This is a genomic window from Micromonospora sp. CNZ296 (genome assembly GCF_007827635.1).
Window position 1 is genome coordinate 311,584 of the sequence record NZ_VISW01000004.1, and the last position, 18,590, is coordinate 330,173.

Sequence of the window (18,590 nt, forward strand, 5' to 3'; positions counted from 1 at the left end):
GGAAGGGCCCCTTCTTAACACCGACACCCGGGTTTGTCGGTGCCCGGCGTTAGCGTGTGCGCGTTGCCGGTCCGGCACTTCCCCTCGGAGGTATACCCCCATGTCCCAGGAGACGACCTACCTCGAACTGTCCGAAGTGGATGGTGGAGCGCACAAGTTCTACGAGGTGGTGGTCGACGACACCGCGATGACAGTGCGCTACGGGCGGATCGGCGACCAGGGCCAGGTGAAGACGAGCACATACCCGGACAACACCCGCGCCCGCGCCGCCGCCGCGAAGAAGATCGGCGAGAAGGTCCGCAAGGGGTACGCCCCGGCGGTGCCCGGCGTACGCCAGAAGCGGACGGTGTCGCGCCGGCAGATCGTCAGCACCCGCTCGACCGCCCGCACCGCCCCGGTCCTCTGGCGGTACGCCTCGGGCGCGCCCGCCTTCGGCATCTTCGTCGACGACAGGCACTGCATGGTCGGCAACGAACACGGCGTGATCACCACGCTCGACCACGACGCCCGGCTGGTCAACCAGGTCCGGCTGCCCGACGGGGTGAAGTGCATCGTCGCCGACGACGCCTGGGTCTACGCCGGCTGCGACGACGGCAACGTCTACGACCTGTCCGGCAAGGTGCCCCGTGCGGCGTACGCGATCGCGCCCGAGATCGACATCTACTGGCTGGACATCCACGACGGCGTGCTGGGCGTGTCCGACCGCGACGGCGGCATCTCCGCGATCGACCACGAGGACGAGTTCCTCTGGCGCCGGCCGGGGCGGGGCCGGTCGGCGTGGATGGTGCGCTGCGACGCCGACGCGCTCTACCACGGCCACTCGCAGGGGGTCACCGGTTACGACTGGCGCACCGGGCGCGAGCTGTGGCACACCGGCACCGGGGCCGTCCTGTTCGGCTGGCAGGAGCGGGACGCCGTCTTCGCCGGCACCGGCACCCGCGAGGTGGTGCGCCTGCGCAAGGACGGCCGGGCCGAGCAGGTCTACCGCTGCGACGCCGCGGTCTTCTCCTGCGCCACCGCCGAGGGCGGCCGGTACGTGTTCGCCGGTGACAGCGCCTCCTCGATCTACTGCTTCGACCAGGCCGGCAACCGGCTGTGGAAGCTCGGCACCGGCTGCGGCTCGGCGTACTCGATGCAGTACCACGACAACCGGCTCTACGTGGTCACCACGAGCGGCTACCTGGCCTGCATCGACGCGAGCGAGGCGGCGATCCGGGCGGCCGAGGCGGGCAGCGTCCCCGACGTGGTCGACGTCAAGGCGCCGGCCCGGATGCCCGAGACGGCCGCCTGGACGTCGGTCGAGGTGACCACCGACGACCGCGACGGCGTGCTGGTGCAGTGCGTCGAGCAGGGCGGCCGGCTGCGGGTGCACGTCCTCGCCGACGGCTACCGGCGGGACTGGTCGGTGCAGTTCCCCAAGGGCATCCGCGAGCCGGGCGCGCGCTACCTGGTCACCGAGGTCCGCGAGTCCGGCCGGGGCGGCTTCTACCGGGCGTACGGGGACATCCGCCGACTGCGGTGACAGGCCCGGCGGGCCCGGGCCGCATCCGGCGAGGCAGGGGCGGCCCGCAGGACGGGGCCGGCCCGCGGCGAGGGCGAGCCGGGCGAGGGTGGCCCGGCACGGGACGAGGGCCCGCAGGGCGAGGGCCCGCACCAGCCGCACGAGAGCGGCCGGCGAGGCCGGAGGGCCGCGTCGGGACAGCGGATCGTCGCCGCACCGGTCAGGATGTCTGGATGCGGTGCGACATTCCTGACGGGCTGCGCTGGGTCGAGCAGACCGAGGCCGGCCGGGCGTGGCTCGCGGAGCTGCCCGGCCGGCTGGCCCACTGCGTCGCGCGGTGGGAGCTGACGGTCGGCCCGCCGTTCGCGTACGCGTTCGCCTCGCTGGCGCTGCCCGCGACACTCCCCGACGGCACCCGGGCGGTGCTGAAGCTCCAGTACCCGGACGACGACAGCGTCCACGAGGCAACGGCGCTGGCGCACTGGGACGGGTGCGGCGCGATCCGGCTGCTCGCCCACGACGCCGATCGGCGCGCACTACTGGTCGAGCGGTGCGACCCCGGCACGCCGCTGCACTCGCTGGCCGCCGACGCGGCGCTCGACGTCGCGGTCGGCCTGCTACCGGGGCTCGCGGTGCCGGCCGGTGAACCGTTCACGCCGCTGGCCGAGGAGGCGGCCGGCTGGGCGGAGCGGATGCCTGGTAACTGGCGACGGGCCGGCTGCCCGTACGAGCGGCGCCTGCTCGACACCGCGCTCGGGCTGCTCGCCGAGCTGGCGCCGAGCCAGGGTGAGCAGGTGCTCGTCAACCAGGACCTGCATGCCGGCAACATCCTGGCCGCCGGGCGCGAACCGTGGCTGGTGATCGACCCGAAGCCGCTGGTCGGCGAGCGGGAGTTCACGGTGGTGCCACTCGTGCGCGGCGCCGAGCTGGGTCACTCCCCGGCGGCGGTGCGGCACCGGCTCGACCGGCTCAGCGCCGAGCTGGGCCTCGACCGGGAGCGGGTACGCGGCTGGGCGATCGGCCAGACGGTGGCCTGGAGCATCGGCGGCGACCAGGTCTTCCCCGGCAACGTCGAGGCGGCCCGCTGGCTGCTCGACGAGATGTGACTCAGCCCGCCTGGCAGGTGGGGCACCAGTAGAGGTTGCGTCCGGCGAGAGCGCCCCGGCTGACCGCAGTGCCGCAGACGTGGCAGGGCGCGCCGGGGCGGCGGTAGACGTACACCTCGCCGCCGTGCCTGTCGACGCGCGGCGCACGGCCGGTCACCTCCGGCAGGTCGGCGTCGCGCACAGTGTCGATGCGGCCCCGCTCGACCGCGCGGGTCATCAGCATCACCAGGTCCGCCCAGAGCTCGGCCCAGCCGGCCGGCGTCAGCTCCCGGCCGGGCAGCCGCGGCGGCAGGCCGGCCCGGAACAGCGCCTCGGTCACGAAGATCAGGCCGGTGCCGGCCACCACCGACTGGTCGAGCAGCAGCGCGGCCAGCGGGGTGGGGCTGCGGCGGATCCGGGCGTACGCCCGGTCCGGGTCGGCGTCGGCGCGCAGCGGGTCCGGCCCGAGCCGGTCGCGCAGCGCCGCCACCTCGGGCGGGGTCAGCAGCTCGCAGGCGGTCGGACCGCGCAGCTCCAGCCAGTGCCGGTCGCTGTGCAGGCGCAGCCGCAGCTGCCCGACCGGAGCCGGCGGCTCCCCCGGCCCGTCGGCGAACTTGCCGTACAGACCCAGGTGTACGTGCAGCGTCAACTCGCCCGCGTAGTGGTGCAGCAGGTGCTTGCCGTACGCCTCGGTGCCGTCCAGGACGGTGCCGCTCAGGCGGGCCGCGCCCTCGGCGAAGCGCCCCTGCGGGCTGTCGGCGTGCACCTTGTCGCCCGCGAACAGCTCGGCGTGCCGGGCGGCGAGGCGGTGGATGGTGTGTCCCTCTGGCACAACGACCAAGCGTAGCCAGCGGATCGGACCGCCGGCGACGTCGGGTCCTGGGACGACATTGAATCGATGTTCGTCGACTGAAAGACTGGCGGCGGCAGCGCTCGGGAGCCAGTGCGAGCCGCTCGATCTCGCCGGAGGGACAAGCGCGGGGTGATGCGCCACCCCGGTGCCGGGCAGTCGTCTCCGGCGCTCCGCCGTGCCGTCACGGCGGCGACATCGCGGTCCACCACCACTCCGGCGCCGACCGCCCCCGGCGCCCCCAGCTCGGGAGAGACAGATGCTCCGTACGCTCGGCGCGGCACTGGCCGCCGCCCTCGCCCTCACCGGCCTGGCCGCCTCGGCCGGCGCCGACCGGTCGCCCGCCACCACGACGACGACGCTCACCACGGCGGCGACGCCGACCCCGACGCCCACGTTCGCGTGCCCGCCGGCGTTGCCGGTCAGCGGCCAGGTGACCGGGGCCACCACGACCAGCATCACCATCACCTACTGGATGGTGCTCAGCCCGCCCTGCGGATACGACCCGCCGCTGGTCGTCAGCCTCTTCGCCAGCCGCGAGGACGCCACCGGGTGGCGCGACCCGGTGGCCGAGGCGGTCACCGGGCCGGAACGGTCGGGCACTGTCACAGTCGGCGGCCTGACCCCGGGCACCGCGTACTGGTTCCGGTTCGGCGACACCAAGGGCGTACGGGATCCGTACGTGATCGGCGGACCGGCGCGCACGCTGTCGCTCTGCTCCGCGACGGCCACGATCGACAGCAGGTGGGGCGGTGGCTTCGTCGCCACTGTGACGGTGCGCAACGACGGCACGGAGCCGGTCCCGGGCTGGCTGGTCTCGTGGCGGTGGTCCGGTGACGAGCGCATCCAGTCGGTCTGGGGCGGGGTGGCAGAGGGCTCCGGTCAGGACGCCGAGGTCCGCAACGCCTCCTGGAACGGGACGCTGGCGCCGGGTGCTTCGACGACGTTCGGCCTGCTCGTGGCGACGAGCGCGACGCCCGCCGCCATCACGCCGGTCTGCGGGCGGTGACCGGCATGCGGTGGACGGCACGGCACGGCGGCACCGGCCGCCTCCTCGCGGCGGGGCTGGCGCTCGCAGTGGCCGTCGCGGCGACGGTGGTGGGACCGGCAGCGGGTGCGCTGGCGGCGCCGGTGACAGTCACCAACGGCACCCAGTTCACCGACACGAGCGGCGCCGTGGTGCACGCCCACGGCGGCGGTGTCCTCAAGGTCGGCGACCACTACTACTGGTTCGGCGAGAACCGTAACCCGGACAACACGTTCCGGGCGGTCTCCGTCTACCGCTCCACGGACCTGCGCACCTGGGAGTTCCGCAACAACGTGCTCACCCAGTCGTCGGCCGCGGAGCTGCGGGTCGCCAACATCGAGCGGCCGAAGGTCGTCTACAACGCGGGCACCGGCCGGTTCGTGATGTGGATGCACAAGGAGAACGGGTCCGACTACAACGAGGCGCGGGCCGCTGTCGCCTCGTCGGCCACCGTGGACGGGAACTACACGTACCACGGCAGCTTCCGGCCGCTCGGGCAGCACATGTCCCGCGACATCACGCTCTACAACGACAACGGCACCGCGTACATGATCTCGGCGGCCGACGACAACTACGACCTGAACATCTACCGGCTCACCTCGGACTACCTCAACGTCGCCGCCCTGGTGGGCAACTTCTGGGACGGCGCGCACCGTGAGGCACCGGCGATGTTCAAGCGGGGCTCCACGTACTTCCTGCTGACCTCGGGGGCGACGGGATGGAGCCCGAACCAGGCCCGGTACGCCACCGCGCCGAGCATCTCGGGACCGTGGAGCGGCTGGACCGACGTGGGCAACGGCACCACCTTCAACTCCCAGCCGGCCTTCGTGCTGCCGATCCAGGGCACGTCCGGCACCAGCTACCTCTATCTGGGTGACCGCTGGGCGGGCGCCTGGGGCGGGCCGGCCAACGACTCCCAGTACGTGTGGCTGCCGATCGCCTTCCCGACCGCCACCAGTATGAGCCTGACCTGGTATCCGTCAGTCACCGTCGACACGGCGGCGGGCACGGTCACCGGCAACTCGCCCACGTACTACCGCGTCACCGCCCGGCACAGCGGCCGGGTGCTCGACGTGATCAACGGCTCCACGGCGAACAACGCCGAGGTCAAGCAGTGGGGCTGGAACGGCGGCGGCAACCAGAGGTGGGAATTCCAGGACGCCGGTGGCGGCTGGTTCCGCCTCGTCAACGCGGCGAGCGGCAAGTGTCTCGACGTCGCTAACGCGTCCACCGCCGACGGCGCCAACATCATCCAGTACACCTGCGGCAGCGGCGCCAACCAGCAGTGGCAGTGGGCCGCGCTCGGCGGCTGGTTCCAGTTGCGGGCCCGGCACAGCGGCAAGTGCCTGGACGTGGTGAACGCCGGCACCGGCGACGGCGCGGACGTCCAGCAGTACGCCTGCGGTGCGGGCACCAACCAGCAGTGGTCACGCACGGTGTCGTGACCGGACGGCACGCCTGAGCGTGCGGAGCGAACCCAGGGGTGTCGATTTCGGCACACCTGGGTACTTCCTGCTTGTCATGCGCGGCCTCCGCGCCTGGATCAGGAGGTGCCATCGTGAAGATCTTGTCCCGCCGGAACTCTCCGGCGACCAGTACCGATACCAACGGCGACGGCGTGGTCGACGAGCGCGACCGGACCGCCGAGCAGCCGGCCGGCCAGCCCGTGGTCACCGACCGCGACGAGGAGCGGACCACGTACCGCAGCGCCGCCACCGCGACCGACGACGAGCGCGCCCGGGACGCGGCGACCGACCGGGACGCGCGCGACCTCGGCGCGACGACGACCGACGGCCGGACGGCGGCCACGACGACCGACGCCCGGACCGCGGCCGACGACGAGCGGGACGCGGAGGCCCGGCGACGGGCTGCGGACCGGGGCGCGGCGGCGCGCGCGGTCACCGGCCGGCGGGTCGACGCCGACACGCGGACCGCTCCGGTGACCGACGCCCGGACCGTCGGCGCGGCGCCCGCCGCCGAGCGCACCGTGGACCTGGACCGCGACGGCCGTCCGGACCGCACCGACCTCGACCGGGACGGCCGCCCCGACGGTACGGACACCGACGGCGACGGCCGGGTGGACCGGCCGGAGCCGTACACCACGAAGCGTCCCCGGGCCAGCCTGCTCGCCACGCTCGGCCTGATCGTCTCGGTCGTCGGGGCGCTGTTCGTGCTCTCCGGCACGCTCGCCGGGTACGGCATCGGCGTCGGCGCGGTCGGCGCCGTGCTGGCGGTGCTGGGCCTGATCGCCACCCGTCGCCGGCACGTGGCGGGCAAGACCGACGCGCTGATCGGCATCGCTGTCGGCCTGGCCGCCGTGGTGCTCGGCATCGTGGCGATGACCGGCCAGTTCGACTGGCCGACCACCGACGGCGACTGGGTGGGCCGCTTCCGCGAGTGGCTCGACTCACAGTTTGGCAACTGGTTCTGACGGGCACTGTCCCGATCGCCGGCAGGTCCGGCCAGCCCGAACAGTTCCGGTGGTTCACCGGCCGGGCAACACCTCTTTCGGGGGCGGCGGTTCGCCGCCCCCGAAGTGTGTCCGGGGTCGGCGCAACGATCATCCGCTGCTGACCGATTCAACGCAACGATTCGCTGCTCAACGCAACTTCCCGCAGTGGATGTCGTCTACCCGGGCCGCATAACGTTGGACCACGGCGCCAGCCCGTGGGCCGACGGTGGCCGGGCGCGCCCGACTCTGGGAGCACGACATGACGATGGACGCCATCCGCCAGCGCTTTCTGATGTGCCGGCCGACGTACTTCGCCGTCGACTACGCGATCAACCCGTGGATGGACCCCACCGCCCCGGTCGACGCCGACCTGGCGATCCGGCAGTGGGAGCAGCTTCGGCGCACGTACCTGGACCTGGGCCACGAGGTCGACCTGATCGAGCCGGTCGCCGGCCTGCCGGACATGGTCTTCGCCGCGAACGGCGGCACCGTGATCGACGGCAAGGCCATGGCGGTGCAGTTCCGCGACCCGCAGCGCGCCGACGAGGCGCCCGCGTACCGGGCCTGGTTCGAGGGCGCCGGCTTCGAGATGTACGACCCGAAGCACGTCAACGAGGGCGAGGGCGACGTCCTGCTGGCCGGTGACCACCTGCTCGCCGGCACCGGGTTCCGCACCGCGCACGCCTCGCACGCGCAGCTCCAGGAGGTCTTCGGCTACCCGGTGATCACCATGCAGCTGGTGGACCCCCGGTTCTACCACCTGGACACCGCGCTGACAGTGCTCGACGAGCGCACCGTGGCGTACCTGCCGGAGGCGTTCTCCCCCGGCAGCCGGGCGGTGCTGCGCCGGTTGTTCCCGGACGCGATCCACGCCACCATGGCCGACGCCGAGGTGCTGGGCCTGAACGCGGTCAGCGACGGCCGGCACGTGGTGCTGCCCGCGCAGGCCACCGACCTGGCCGCGAAGCTGCGCGACCGGGGCTACGAGACCATCGGGATCGACCTGTCCGAGCTGCGCAAGGCCGGCGGCGGACCGAAGTGCTGCACGTTGCGACTCCGTCAGGGAAAGGCGAGCAAGTGATCATCGACGACATGCTGCGGACTCCGTCCGCGGTCCGGGACGCGGAGCGTCACACGGCGCACAACTACCACCCGCTGCCCGTGGTGATCTCGTCGGCCGAGGGCGCCTGGCTGACCGACGTGGACGGCCGCCGCTACCTGGACTGCCTGGCGGGATACTCGGCGCTGAACTTCGGCCACCGGCACCCGAAGCTGATCGAGGCCGCGCACGCGCAGCTCGACCGGCTCACGCTGACCAGCCGCGCGTTCATCCACGACCAGTTCGCCGACTTCTGCCGCGAGCTGGCCGCGCTGTGCGGCAAGGACCTCGTGCTGCCGATGAACACCGGCGCCGAGGCGGTGGAGACCGGCATCAAGGTGGCCCGCAAGTGGGGCTACCAGGTCAAGGGCGTCACGCCGGGCCAGGCCAACATCGTGGTGGCGGAGGGCAACTTCCACGGCCGTACGACCACCATCGTCAGCTTCTCCACCGACGAGGACGCGCGCGCCGACTTCGGGCCGTACACCCCGGGTTTCACAGTGGTGCCCTACGGCGACCTGGACGCGCTGACCGCGGCGATCGACGAGAACACGGTGGCCGTGCTGCTGGAGCCGATCCAGGGTGAGCAGGGCGTCGTGGTGCCGCCGGAGGGCTACCTGCCGGGTGTGCGCCGGGTCTGCACCGAGCGCAACGTGCTGTTCGTCGCCGACGAGATCCAGTCGGGTCTGGGACGTACCGGCGCGACGTTCGCCTGCGAGCACGAGGGCGTCGAGCCGGACATGTATCTGCTGGGCAAGGCGCTCGGCGGCGGCATCGTGCCGGTGTCGGCGGTGGCGGCGAACCGCGACGTGCTGGGTGTGCTCCAGCCGGGCCAGCACGGCTCGACGTTCGGCGGCAACCCGCTGGCCTGCGCGGTCGCGACCGAGGTGGTCCGGCTGCTCGCCACCGGCGAGTTCCAGCGCCGCTCGGCCGAGCTGGGCGAGCGGCTGCACGCCGGGCTGCGCGGCCTGATCGGCAAGGGCCTGGTGGCGGTACGCGGGCGCGGGCTGTGGGCCGGGCTGGACATCGACCCGGAGCTGATGACCGGCCGGCAGGCGTGCGAGCGGCTGATGGAGCGGGGCGTGCTGGCCAAGGACACGCACGGCTCGACCATCCGGCTCGCCCCGCCGCTGGTGATCACCGCCGACGAGATCGACCACGCGGTGGCGCAGCTCGCCGCAGTCCTGGCCGGCTGAGGCCGTACGCGACCGACTCCGTACGCGAGAAGGCGCCGGGACCGCGACGGTCCCGGCGCCTTCGCACGTGCCCGTCAGGGACGCGGCAGCCGCATCGCCATGGTCGGCGCCTCGGCCATCACCGAGTTCGGGGTGTACTTCGCGTCGCTGCTCATGTCGTCGGCGCGGCCCACCTGCACGCCCGGGTACAGCTCGATCAGGTCGCTCTCGGCGAGCACCCGGGACTGCTGCGGCGCCAGCGCGATCCGCTCGTGCTCGGCCATCGAACCACCGGGGCGTACGCCGGAGCCGTTGGTGCTGGTGTCGGTGACAACCACCTCGCCCACCCGCAGCTCCAGCCGGATGTGGCTGCGGCTGATCCAGCGCCGGGCCTCGTCGTTGAGCCACTGGCCGAGCGTCACCCCACCCGGGCCGTCCGGTGCCCGGCCGATCGCCACCGGTTCGGTCTCGGTGAGCACGAACCGCTTGCGGACCAGACCGCCGATGCGCACGGCGAGCACAGCGGTACGTGGGCGCGGGCCGGCGTCGGAGAGCCGTGCGCCGTGCCGGGGGCAGGTCGGCGCGCCGGTACGCAGCGTGGGCGGCGGCTGCTCGGCCGGCACCCGGTCCACGGCGGCCAGGTCGGCGAAGGCGCCACCGCCCCCACCGCCGCCGAACAGCGCGCAGCCCGGCTCGGGGCAGCGCCACTTCCGGGAGAGCACCTTGACGCCCGCGGGTGAGCGACTGCCGGCGGCCGGGTCCTGGCCGCCGCCGACGTGCGCGATGAACACCGGCCCGCCGGCGCCGGGCACCGGGGCGAGCACCCGGCCCGCCTGCGCGACCCACGGGTACCGCCCGACGAGCCCGTCCAGCCGCGCCCGGGTGAGCACCGGCAGGCCGAGCAGGTCGGCCACCTCCAGCATCCGGTCACCGGGCTGGTCGAGCACCTCCACCAGACCGTCGTCGGCCCACCGGCGCACCACCATCCGCTCGTTGGAGGTCAGGTCGGCGTCGGACAGCAGCGCCCGGTGCACGATCGCGTAGACCGGGACGCTGTCCTCGCCGATCTGCCGGGACAGCGCGTCGATCACCATGCCGAGTCGCAGCAGGCTGGCCGGACGGCCGCCGTCCAGGTTCTGCCAGCGGATCACCTCGGCCAGGTCGACCACGGCCCGGGCCAGCGACGGATCGGTGCAGACCCGACCCTCGATGGCGTCGAGCACCTTGCTGATCTCGAATCTCATGCCGCAGCTCCGCACGATGTCGTCCCGTGACGCGGCCGGGGCCGGTCGGCCCGCCGCGCCGCGCGCCACCACCGCGGCGCGTCCTCCACCATGCGACGACCCTACCGGCCACCCCCGGCGGCAGCGTGGCGGCGCACTCCCGAAAGGGGCGCACGCCACCAGGCGGGCGCCGCTCGCCCCCGCCCGGCCCGCCGCGCTCAGGCCGCGCGCAGCGGCCGGCCCACGTCGTGCAGGTGCACCAGCGCCTGCCGGTACGACTCGAACAGCCCGGTCTCCGCGTACGGGACGCCCTGCTCGGCGCAGTACGCCATCACGAGCGGCCGGGCCCGGCGCAGGTTGGCGCGCGGCATGTTCGGGAACAGGTGATGCTCGATCTGGTAGTTGAGCCCGCCCAGCGCCAGGTCGACGAACCGGCCGCCGCGTACGTTGCGTGAGGTCAGCACCTGCTTGCGCAGGTAGTCCAGCTCGTCGTCGGCGGTGGGCATCGGCATGCCCTTGTGGTTCGGCGCGAACGAGCAGCCCATGTAGAGGCCCCACAGCCCCTGGTGCACGGCGACGAACAGCAGCGCCTTCGCCGGTGACATGACCGCGAACAGCAGCCCGAGGTAGCCGGCGGCGTGCGCGGCGAGCAGCAGCGCCTCCACGGCCCGGTGCCGCATCGGCACCCGCCACCGCCCGTCCGGTTCCCGGCCGACGAGCGCCTGCACGCTCGCCACGTGCAGCGCCAGCCCTTCCAGCAGCAGCAGCGGGAAGAACAGCCACGCCTGGCGGCGGGCCATCCACCGGCTCAGGCCGCGCGTCGCCGTCGCCTGCTCGTACGTCCAGACCAGCGCGCCCGCGCCGACGTCCGGGTCCTCGTCGGTGTGGTTCGGGTTGGCGTGGTGCCGGTTGTGCTTGTCCACCCACCAGCCGTAGCTGAGCCCGACCGCGAGGTTGCCGGCGACCAGTCCGGCCGCCTCGCTCGGCCCGCGCCGACGGAACATCTGCCGGTGCCCGGCGTCGTGGCCGAGGAACGCCACCTGCGTGGTGGCCACCGCCATCACCACCGCCAGCGGCACCTGCCACCACGAGTCACCGACGAGCGCCACCACGATCCAGCCGGCCAGGAACGCGCCGAGCGTGAGCGCGATCCGCAGCGCGTACCGGCCGGGCCGCCGCTCGAGCAGTCCCGCCTCGGCGATCCGGCGGGACAGCCGCGCGTAGTCGCTGCCCCGCCGTGCCGCGGGTTCCGTCGACGTGGAAGTGGTCATGTCGCCCCCGATGCCGCGAGCCACGCTCCGTACGCGACTCTCCGTCACCGATTCTGGCGATGACCGTCGCCGTGGGTAATCCCGCAGACCCCCGGCTCGGAGGTGGTGCTGGCCCTACCTCTCCGGGCCGGCGCGGCGCAAACGATCTTCGTCACACCGCAGCGAGCCCTCACGACGGTGGGCGCACCCGCTCTGACCAGCTAATCTGTACGTAAAGATGAGTACCACTCAGCCGAACGGCCGATAGGCGGGCTGCACGGTCGTCGACAGACGGGAGACAGCGCGGTGCGTGGATTGACGGACAAGGTGGTGTTGGTGACGGGCGGCGGCTTCAGCCCCGACCAGGTGGGCTCCGGACTCGGCATGTCCATGTGCGTCGAGCTGGCCGCCGAGGGCGCGAAGGTGGTCGTCTCCGACCTCTCCCTGGAACGCGCCGAGGCGACAGTCATGCGCGTCAAGGAAGCCGGCGGCGACGCGGTGGCGGTGGCGGCCGACGTCACCGACGAGGACTCGGTGCGCGCCATGGTGAGCGCCGCCCTCGACGCGTACGGGCGCATCGACGTGCTGGTGAACAACGCCGGCGTGTTCGGCGCGTACGTGCCGCTGCTGGAGATCGAGAACAGCCAGTGGGACCGCGTCATGGAGGTCGACCTGAAGGGCGTCTTCCTCGCCACCAAGGCCACGCTGCCGCACATGCTGGAGCGTGGCAAGGGCGTCGTGATCAATGTGTCGTCGGCGTCCGGCGTGGTCGCCAGCGAGGTCGGCGCGGAGTACACCACCGCCAAACACGGCGTCATCGGGCTGACCAAGCAGATCGCCTACGACTACGGCCACCAGGGCATCCGCGCGGTCGGCATCGGCCCCGGCGTGATCAAGACCGCCGCCTTCGAGGGCGCGGAGATCACCAGCGACTTCCCGTTCTACGACCTGACCATGCAGGCGCCCGCCGGCCGGTACGGCGAGCCGCACGAGATCGCCCGCGCGGTCTGCTTCCTCGCCAGCGACGACGCGTCCTTCATCCACGGCCACACCATCCCGGTCGACGGTGGTTCGCCGATCAGGTGAGGCGAACGGATCGGCCCGGGCGGGATCGTCTCCCGCCCGGGCCGCATCCCCGCCGGGTCAGCCGAGCCGGGCGACGGCGTCGCGCAGCCGGACCAGGTCGCGCCGGCGCCGCTCGTAGGTGGCGGCCAGCCCGATCAGCAGCAGCCCGCCGAGGCCCAGGAAGATCCAGCGGGGCAGCAGGTCCCAGCCCCGGGCCAGCTCGTGCAGCGCCAGCGGCACCAGCGTGGCCGCGCCCAGCACCACTGGCGCCTGCCAGCGCCGGGCCGCCCCGCCGAGCACGACGGCGAGCGCCGCCGCGCCGAGCGCCAGCCGCCGCCACGGCTGCGGCTCACCTGACACCAGCACCGACACGAGGCTCGGCAGGAACGCCGCACCGAGTCCCGGACCGAGCGCCAGCCAGCTGGTCAGCCCGGGCCGGCGCCGCAGCGCCAGCAGCCCGGCACCCAGGGCGAGCGCCGCCGCCGGCAGCGTGTACGCCTCCAGCACGACCACCCCGCCCGCGGCGAGCAGCAGCCACCCGCCGACCAGCTCGCTGCCCGCGGCCACCGCCGCCAGCACGCGACGCCCGGCCGGCGACTCGCCCCGGCGCGGCACCCGGACCGCGACGGCCACACCCCACAGCACGCAGACCGCCGCCGCGTACCGCAGCGAGCCACCGGTGAGCAGCAGCGCGAGCAGCGCCACGGCCTGCGCCGCCGCCTCCAGCGCCCACGCACCGGCCAGCCCCGCGCCGACGCCGCCCGGCCCTCGGACCACGCGCAGCAGCGGCGCCGCGTGCAGCGTCACCGCCGCGACGGCCAGGGCGGCGAACGCCGCGGTACGCAGCGGCAGCCCCGCCGCCAGCGACGCGGTGACCGCGAACCCGGTGGCAGTCCCGACCGCGCCCAGCCACCCCGCGATCCGGACCACAGTCGGCCGCCCGGCCGCCCCGGTCACGGCACCGGCCACCACCAGCGCCCCGAGTGCGGCGAGCGTCCCCGCCCGGGTGGCGAGCAGGCCACCGAACCCGGGTACGGCCAGCACCGCCCCGAGCGGCACGAGCACCACCGGGCGCGCGCCGGTGAGCGCGACGACCAGCAGCGCGGCCAACCCGACGCCGAACGCGACCGCCGGCACCACCGGCCAGGGCGCACCGGCCGCCTCCGCCAGCACCGGCAGCGCGACAGCGCCGAACGGCAGCGCGGCGAGCCACCAGGCGACGCGGCGGTCCGTGGCGGCGTACGCCCCGGCGGCGACGCCCAGGAGCAGCAGCACCAGCCCGGCGCGGGCGGTCCCGGCGGAGGCAGCCGCGGCGGCGGGCACCCCGGACCAGGGTTGCACCGGCAGGTCCACGAGCAACGTCAGCACCACCGGGGACACGGCCAGCAACGCCATGGCGGCCAGCACGGCGCCGACCGCGCGCAGCGCGACCGCCGGCCGGGAGCCGGCCCCGGCGGCGAGCGCCAGCAGCACCCCCACCGCTGCGTACGGCGCCACCGGTTCCCCGCCCGGCGCGACGAGCGGCCCGAGGCCGACCCCGGCGAGCGCGACGGCGAGCCCCGTCGAGGCGTACCCGCTCAGGTCGGTCCACAGGCGACGGACGGCGAGGACGACGACGACCGGCACCACGACGGCGGCGGTCGCGCCGCGCAGCTGCCACCAGGCCGGCGCGCCGAGGCCGAGCAGCGCAACCGCCACGCCCGCCGGTACGGCGAGCAGCGAAACGGCCAGCGCGACGCCGCCGACGACCGGCTGCGCGCCCTGTCCACGCCGGCCCAGCGCGGCGAGCGCCGCGCCGAGCACCGCCGTGACGGCGAGCACGGCCACGGCCCCGCCCGGGGCGGCGCAGCCGACGAGCAGCGCGTGCCCGAGCAGTACCGCCCCGGCCGACGCGGTGACCGGCACGACGACCCGCCCTCCACGCGGCCGGGCCACCGCCGCCAGCAGCAGCGCGGCGGCCGTCGCGAGGTCCACGACCAGCACCAGCGGCCACGGCGTCGCCGTCACGGCCGGCGCGGCGAGGGCGACCAGACCGGCGGCGGCCACGCCGGCGAGCGGCCGGACGGCCCGGGGCGTCAGCAGCGCGACCGCCCCGGCGGTCAGCAGCAGGGCCACCGGAAGCTGCCAGCCCCAGGACGGGACCGGCACGTCCCGGCCGCCCTGCCAGGCCGGGAAGCCGACGCTCGCGGTGGACGCGCCGACCAGGCCGGTGAGCACGACCGCCACCTGGCCCAGCGCGGCGGCCACGGCGAGCGCGCCCACGAGCGGACCGGTCCGGACCGGCGCCGGCAACGCCCGGACCGCACCGGCGAGCGCCGCCACCACGAGGCCGGCGGCGAGCAGCAGCAGCCCGGACCGCCACTCGGCGACCGGCCGGATCAGTGCGACCGCGAGCACCGGCACCAGCAGCCCGGTGGCCGTCGCGCGCCAGAGGCGGCCACCCGCGGCGAGCCCGCCGGCGACCAGCGCCAGCGCCACCACCAGCAGCGGACCGCCGGCCAGCAGCGGCGTGCCCGCCGCGTGGCCGACCGCCAGCGGCACCAGCGCGCAGCCGGCCGCCAGGACCAGCGCCGTGCCGTGCCCGGTCCAGCCCAGCACCCGCCCGGCCACCAGCGCCGTGCGATTGCCGGAGGTACGGCGGCGCAGCACGACCACGACCGCGAGGTCACCGAGCGCCACGGCGGTCAGCACCAGCGCCCAGCCGGCAGCGGTGGGCCGGAACGCGGCAGCGGCCAGCGGCAGCACCGGCTGCGCGAGCAGCCACGCCGCGAACCAGGGTGCGGTGAGGCGGCTGACCAGCGCGTAACCGGCGGCCACCGCGGCGCTGCCCGCCGCCACCAGCGCCGCGTACCGGCTGCCGGGCAGGCCGGTCACCCCGAACAGGTCCACCGACCAGGCGGCGGATCCGTCCAGGACCACCAGGAGCAGCGCCACCGAGGCGAGCGTCTCGGCGGTGCCGCGCAGCCCGCGGGCCCGGGCGACGAGCGGCGCGACCAGGGCCAGCGCGGTGACGGCGAGCAGGATCAGCGCCCGGCCGGCCACCCCGAACGTGCTCCAGGCGACGGCGGTGAACACCACGGCGGCGGTGCCGAGCAGCAGGCCACCGAGGACGAACAGCAGGCCCTGGACCGCGCGGGTGGAGGTCTCCGCGCCGCCGGGGCGTACCGCGACGGGGGTGGGCGGAAGCTGACGCGGCGGCGCCGGCGCCGGGAGCGGCGCGGGACCGGCGGCGCGCGGCGCGGGGATCTCCTGCCGGATCCGGGCCGCCAGCACCGCCCGCCGCTGCCGGGCCGTGACCAGCCGGCCGGACAGATCCTGGTACGTCAGCCGGGCCGCCTCGACGCGCGGCACCAGCTCGGTGATCTCTCGGTCCAGCCGGACAACCTCGGCGGCGGGCGGGTAGGGCGGACGGCCGCAGGCGCGGCATCCGGCGACGAGGTCGGCCGGGGCGCCGCAACCGGGGCAGGGGTAGCCGGTGTTCTCCACCCCGCCAGCTTCGTCAGCGGCGGAGCGGACCGACAGAGTAGGAGTACCTAGGGCCGGGTCTGCTCGTGTACCCAGGCGGTGTAGCCGGGGTTGCCGCTGTCCTCCCGGCTGACCAGGATCTCCGGCACCTCGTACGGGTGGTTGGCGCGGAGCTGGTCGACCAGGGCGTCCACCCGGTCCGGCGCGGTCTTGAACCGCACCTGCCACTCGGCGGTGGTCTGGATCGCCGACTGCCACCAGTAGGTGCTGTCCACCGGGCCACCGACCTGGGCGCAGGCCGCCAGCCGGCCGGCGACGGCCGCTGCCGCCAGCACGTCCGCGACCCCGCGGGCGTCCACCACAGTCGTCACCACGCAGATCTGATCCACCAGCGCACCCTACGTGGCGTACCGCCGCCACGCCGAGCAGGCGCGGGGGAATCGGTCAGGTGTCGGCCGCGCCGTTGCGGTTGGCGGCGATCCACGTGTCGATGCGGGCCCACCAGTCGAACAGCCAGTCGATGCGTTCCTGCTTGCCGGCCGGGATCTCCTCCGGCGGCACCGACCAGAACCGCATCACGATCCGCTTGTCCATCGGCAGCTCGCGCCACACGTCGGCGACGGTGAGCATCTGGTCCAGGCCGGTGTGCGCCACGAAGATCACGCCGGCGTCCGGCGCGGCGTCGAGCGCGGCGAGCAGCCCGCCCGGCTGCGGGGCGAGCACGTGCCGCAGCCGCTCGGCGCGCCGCGCCATCCGTTCCAGGCCGAGCGACCGCAGCCGGTCGATCGCGCGCAGCCGCCGCGACGGCGTGAAGTTGCCGCCCTCCGGGAAGATCACGAAGGCGTCGTCGTCGTCCAGGCCGGTGGCCAGGTGCCCGATCTGCCGCACCACCGACTCCCGCCCGTCCGGCCCGGCCGCGATGAACCGGTTGGGCAACCGGTTGAGCAGCACGTCGATGGCCGGATCCCACTGGAGGGTCTCCTTGAGCACGATCCGGGGTTCCCGCCTGAACCAGTTCACCAGCGCGTGGATCAGGATGAACGAGTCGCCCGGCCCGGCGTGCCGGCAGACCACGAGTTCGGGACGGCCCGGCAGGGCGGTGTCCGGGTCGGTGCCGACCACGTCGATGCTCAGCCGCAGCGTCCACCGGGCCTGCCAGAACATGATCCGCAGGAACCACCCGGCCAGGAGGTAGTGGGCCCGCTGGAAGGCCGGCGCGCGTTTGTACGCGCCGAAGCCCGAGGCGAGCCAGAGCAGGAACAGGGCGAGCAGCGCGGCGGCGTCCCAGACCAGGTAGACGGTGCCGATCCAGAGCAGCCGCAGCGGGCGCAGCCGTCCCGGCACCAGCGGGGACGCGGCGAGCGCCAGCAGCGCCCAGGCCGGCAGCGTGGTCACCACGAAGAAGGCCAGCAGCACCACACCAGGGGCGAGCACCAGCCGGCGTAGCCAGCGGGGTGGCAGCGGCATTCAGCGCTCCAGCGCGGTGTCCAGGTATCGGCGGGAGGCAGTGTACGCGCGACTGATCCGCCGTCCCACCGCCGCCGTGTCCCGGTACGCCCACGGGCTGTCGTCGCGCGGCTCCAGCCCGCCGGTGGGCAGCACGTGCACCTCGACGTCCTCGGGCAGCGCCGCCATCTCCCGCGCGAACCGGTGCCGGCGGGCGATCTCGAACGCCACCTGGGCGATCTCCCAGGGGCGGCGCGGCGGCGTCAGTTCGCGTTCGATCCGGCCCACCTGGAGCACGAAGATCTGCTTCGCGCCGAGCAGCACCGCCTCGCCGACCGGGATCGAGTTGACCACCCCGCCGTCGATGTAGTGCTGGCCGTCGAGCTGGGCCGGGGGCAGCAGCCCGGGCACCGAGGCGGAGGCGAGCACCGCCGGCACCAGCGGTCCGGTGTGGAACCAGTGCTCGGCCGCGCGCTCGATGTTCGCGGCGCAGCAGCGGAACGGCACGGCCAGGTCGGCGAACGTGGTGTCCTCCCCCAGCGCGCTCTCCAGCAGGCGGTACAGCGGGCGGGGCGAGTGCAGGTGGGTACGTGCCGCGAACCGGCGCAGCTGCCGGGCGACCGAGTCGCCGTACACCTCGCTGGCCTCGGGCGACGCCCAGAGCCGGACCAGCCGGTCGGTGACCGCCTCGGTCGGGTCGGCGGCGACCAGGGCGCCGTTGACCGCGCCGATCGACGTACCCAGCACGAGGTCGGGTCTGATCCGGGCGCGGAACAGGGCACGCAGCATGCCCACCTCGACCGCGCCGAGCACTCCCCCGCCGCCGAGCACGAACGCCACCGGACCTGCTGCCATGCCGTTCATCCTGGCACGCGGCCCACACCCGGCCGGGTGGCCGCCCCGACCGAGGTGGGAGCGTCACGCGACGCCGCCCGGGCTATGACACAGCGCG

Annotated in this window: 15 protein-coding genes; 8 read left to right on the forward strand and 7 right to left on the reverse strand. The window is 74.4% G+C overall.

Going from position 1 to position 18,590, the window contains the following annotated elements; genetic code table 11:
* Positions 1 to 100: 100 nt before the first annotated feature.
* A complete protein-coding gene (locus FB455_RS09495) occupies positions 101 to 1,522 on the forward strand; it encodes a WGR domain-containing protein (RefSeq protein ID WP_091330868.1) in 1,422 nt (473 codons plus the stop codon).
* Positions 1,523 to 1,734: 212 nt separating this feature from the next.
* The gene (locus FB455_RS09500; RefSeq protein ID WP_145752981.1) at positions 1,735 to 2,607 is read left to right on the forward strand and encodes an aminoglycoside phosphotransferase family protein; all 873 of its coding nucleotides are present in this window, start codon (positions 1,735 to 1,737) and stop codon (positions 2,605 to 2,607) included.
* Between the two features lies 1 nt (position 2,608).
* Here the strand turns inward: FB455_RS09500 and FB455_RS09505 are convergent, their stop codons facing one another.
* Positions 2,609 to 3,418: a DNA-formamidopyrimidine glycosylase family protein gene (locus FB455_RS09505; RefSeq protein ID WP_145752983.1), complete on the reverse strand. Its 810-nt coding sequence runs from the start codon at positions 3,416 to 3,418 to the stop codon at positions 2,609 to 2,611.
* Between the two features lie 277 nt (positions 3,419 to 3,695).
* On the opposite strand from FB455_RS09505, the gene FB455_RS09510 reads away from it, so the two are divergent.
* The 5 genes from FB455_RS09510 to rocD all read left to right on the forward strand — a co-directional run bounded on the left by FB455_RS09510 (position 3,696) and on the right by rocD (position 9,210).
* Positions 3,696 to 4,445, forward strand: a complete 750-nt coding sequence (locus FB455_RS09510; RefSeq protein WP_145752985.1) for a cellulose binding domain-containing protein — start codon at positions 3,696 to 3,698, stop codon at positions 4,443 to 4,445.
* A gap of 5 nt (positions 4,446 to 4,450) precedes the next feature.
* Entirely contained in the window at positions 4,451 to 5,908 is a 1,458-nt protein-coding gene (locus tag FB455_RS09515; RefSeq protein ID WP_145752987.1) for an RICIN domain-containing protein, read from the forward strand.
* 113 nt (positions 5,909 to 6,021) lie between these two features.
* Positions 6,022 to 6,894 carry a DUF4190 domain-containing protein gene (locus FB455_RS09520; protein WP_145752989.1) on the forward strand — a complete coding sequence of 291 codons (873 nt, stop codon included), beginning with the start codon at positions 6,022 to 6,024 and terminating at the stop codon, positions 6,892 to 6,894.
* A 286-nt stretch (positions 6,895 to 7,180) separates the two neighbouring features.
* On the forward strand, positions 7,181 to 7,996 hold the full coding sequence (gene ddaH, locus FB455_RS09525; RefSeq protein WP_030271835.1) for a dimethylargininase: 816 nt from the start codon (positions 7,181 to 7,183) through the stop codon (positions 7,994 to 7,996).
* The gene (gene rocD / locus FB455_RS09530; protein ID WP_030271837.1) at positions 7,996 to 9,210 is read left to right on the forward strand and encodes an ornithine--oxo-acid transaminase; all 1,215 of its coding nucleotides are present in this window, start codon (positions 7,996 to 7,998) and stop codon (positions 9,208 to 9,210) included. Before ddaH ends, rocD begins: the two co-directional genes overlap by 1 nt.
* 74 nt (positions 9,211 to 9,284) lie before the next feature.
* Here rocD and FB455_RS09535 read toward each other — a convergent pair whose 3' ends face one another.
* Positions 9,285 to 10,433: an FHA domain-containing protein gene (locus FB455_RS09535; RefSeq protein ID WP_145752991.1), complete on the reverse strand. Its 1,149-nt coding sequence runs from the start codon at positions 10,431 to 10,433 to the stop codon at positions 9,285 to 9,287.
* A 197-nt stretch (positions 10,434 to 10,630) separates the two neighbouring features.
* The gene (locus FB455_RS09540; RefSeq protein ID WP_145752993.1) at positions 10,631 to 11,683 is read right to left on the reverse strand and encodes a fatty acid desaturase family protein; all 1,053 of its coding nucleotides are present in this window, start codon (positions 11,681 to 11,683) and stop codon (positions 10,631 to 10,633) included.
* A gap of 285 nt (positions 11,684 to 11,968) precedes the next feature.
* On the opposite strand from FB455_RS09540, the gene FB455_RS09545 reads away from it, so the two are divergent.
* Positions 11,969 to 12,748: an SDR family NAD(P)-dependent oxidoreductase gene (locus FB455_RS09545; RefSeq protein WP_145752995.1), complete on the forward strand. Its 780-nt coding sequence runs from the start codon at positions 11,969 to 11,971 to the stop codon at positions 12,746 to 12,748.
* Between the two features lie 57 nt (positions 12,749 to 12,805).
* Here FB455_RS09545 and FB455_RS09550 read toward each other — a convergent pair whose 3' ends face one another.
* From FB455_RS09550 to FB455_RS09565, 4 genes are read right to left on the reverse strand one after another with little or no spacing between them, the layout of a single operon-like run.
* Positions 12,806 to 16,213, reverse strand: a complete 3,408-nt coding sequence (locus FB455_RS09550) for an SCO7613 C-terminal domain-containing membrane protein (protein WP_145752997.1) — start codon at positions 16,211 to 16,213, stop codon at positions 12,806 to 12,808.
* Between the two features lie 47 nt (positions 16,214 to 16,260).
* Positions 16,261 to 16,581, reverse strand: a complete 321-nt coding sequence (gene cutA / locus FB455_RS09555) for a divalent-cation tolerance protein CutA (protein WP_013288324.1) — start codon at positions 16,579 to 16,581, stop codon at positions 16,261 to 16,263.
* 55 nt (positions 16,582 to 16,636) lie between these two features.
* Positions 16,637 to 17,659, reverse strand: coding sequence for a 1-acyl-sn-glycerol-3-phosphate acyltransferase (locus tag FB455_RS09560; protein ID WP_145752999.1), 1,023 nt, complete (start codon positions 17,657 to 17,659; stop codon positions 16,637 to 16,639).
* A complete protein-coding gene (locus FB455_RS09565) occupies positions 17,660 to 18,493 on the reverse strand; it encodes a patatin-like phospholipase family protein (protein WP_013288326.1) in 834 nt (277 codons plus the stop codon).
* Positions 18,494 to 18,590: the final 97 nt, after the last annotated feature.

Bases quoted from the DNA above. Each gene is read 5' to 3' on its own strand.
- FB455_RS09510 (WP_145752985.1), top strand. From the start codon at position 3,696: ATGCTCCGTACGCTCGGCGCGGCACTGGCCGCCGCCCTCGCCCTCACC.
- ddaH (WP_030271835.1), top strand. From the start codon at position 7,181: ATGGACGCCATCCGCCAGCGCTTTCTGATGTGCCGGCCGACGTACTTC.
- FB455_RS09495 (WP_091330868.1), top strand. From the start codon at position 101: ATGTCCCAGGAGACGACCTACCTCGAACTGTCCGAAGTGGATGGTGGA.
- FB455_RS09565 (WP_013288326.1), bottom strand. From the start codon at position 18,493: ATGGCAGCAGGTCCGGTGGCGTTCGTGCTCGGCGGCGGGGGAGTGCTC.
- FB455_RS09515 (WP_145752987.1), top strand. From the start codon at position 4,451: ATGCGGTGGACGGCACGGCACGGCGGCACCGGCCGCCTCCTCGCGGCG.
- FB455_RS09540 (WP_145752993.1), bottom strand. From the start codon at position 11,683: ATGACCACTTCCACGTCGACGGAACCCGCGGCACGGCGGGGCAGCGAC.
- FB455_RS09560 (WP_145752999.1), bottom strand. From the start codon at position 17,659: ATGCCGCTGCCACCCCGCTGGCTACGCCGGCTGGTGCTCGCCCCTGGT.
- FB455_RS09500 (WP_145752981.1), top strand. From the start codon at position 1,735: ATGCGGTGCGACATTCCTGACGGGCTGCGCTGGGTCGAGCAGACCGAG.
- FB455_RS09535 (WP_145752991.1), bottom strand. From the start codon at position 10,433: ATGAGATTCGAGATCAGCAAGGTGCTCGACGCCATCGAGGGTCGGGTC.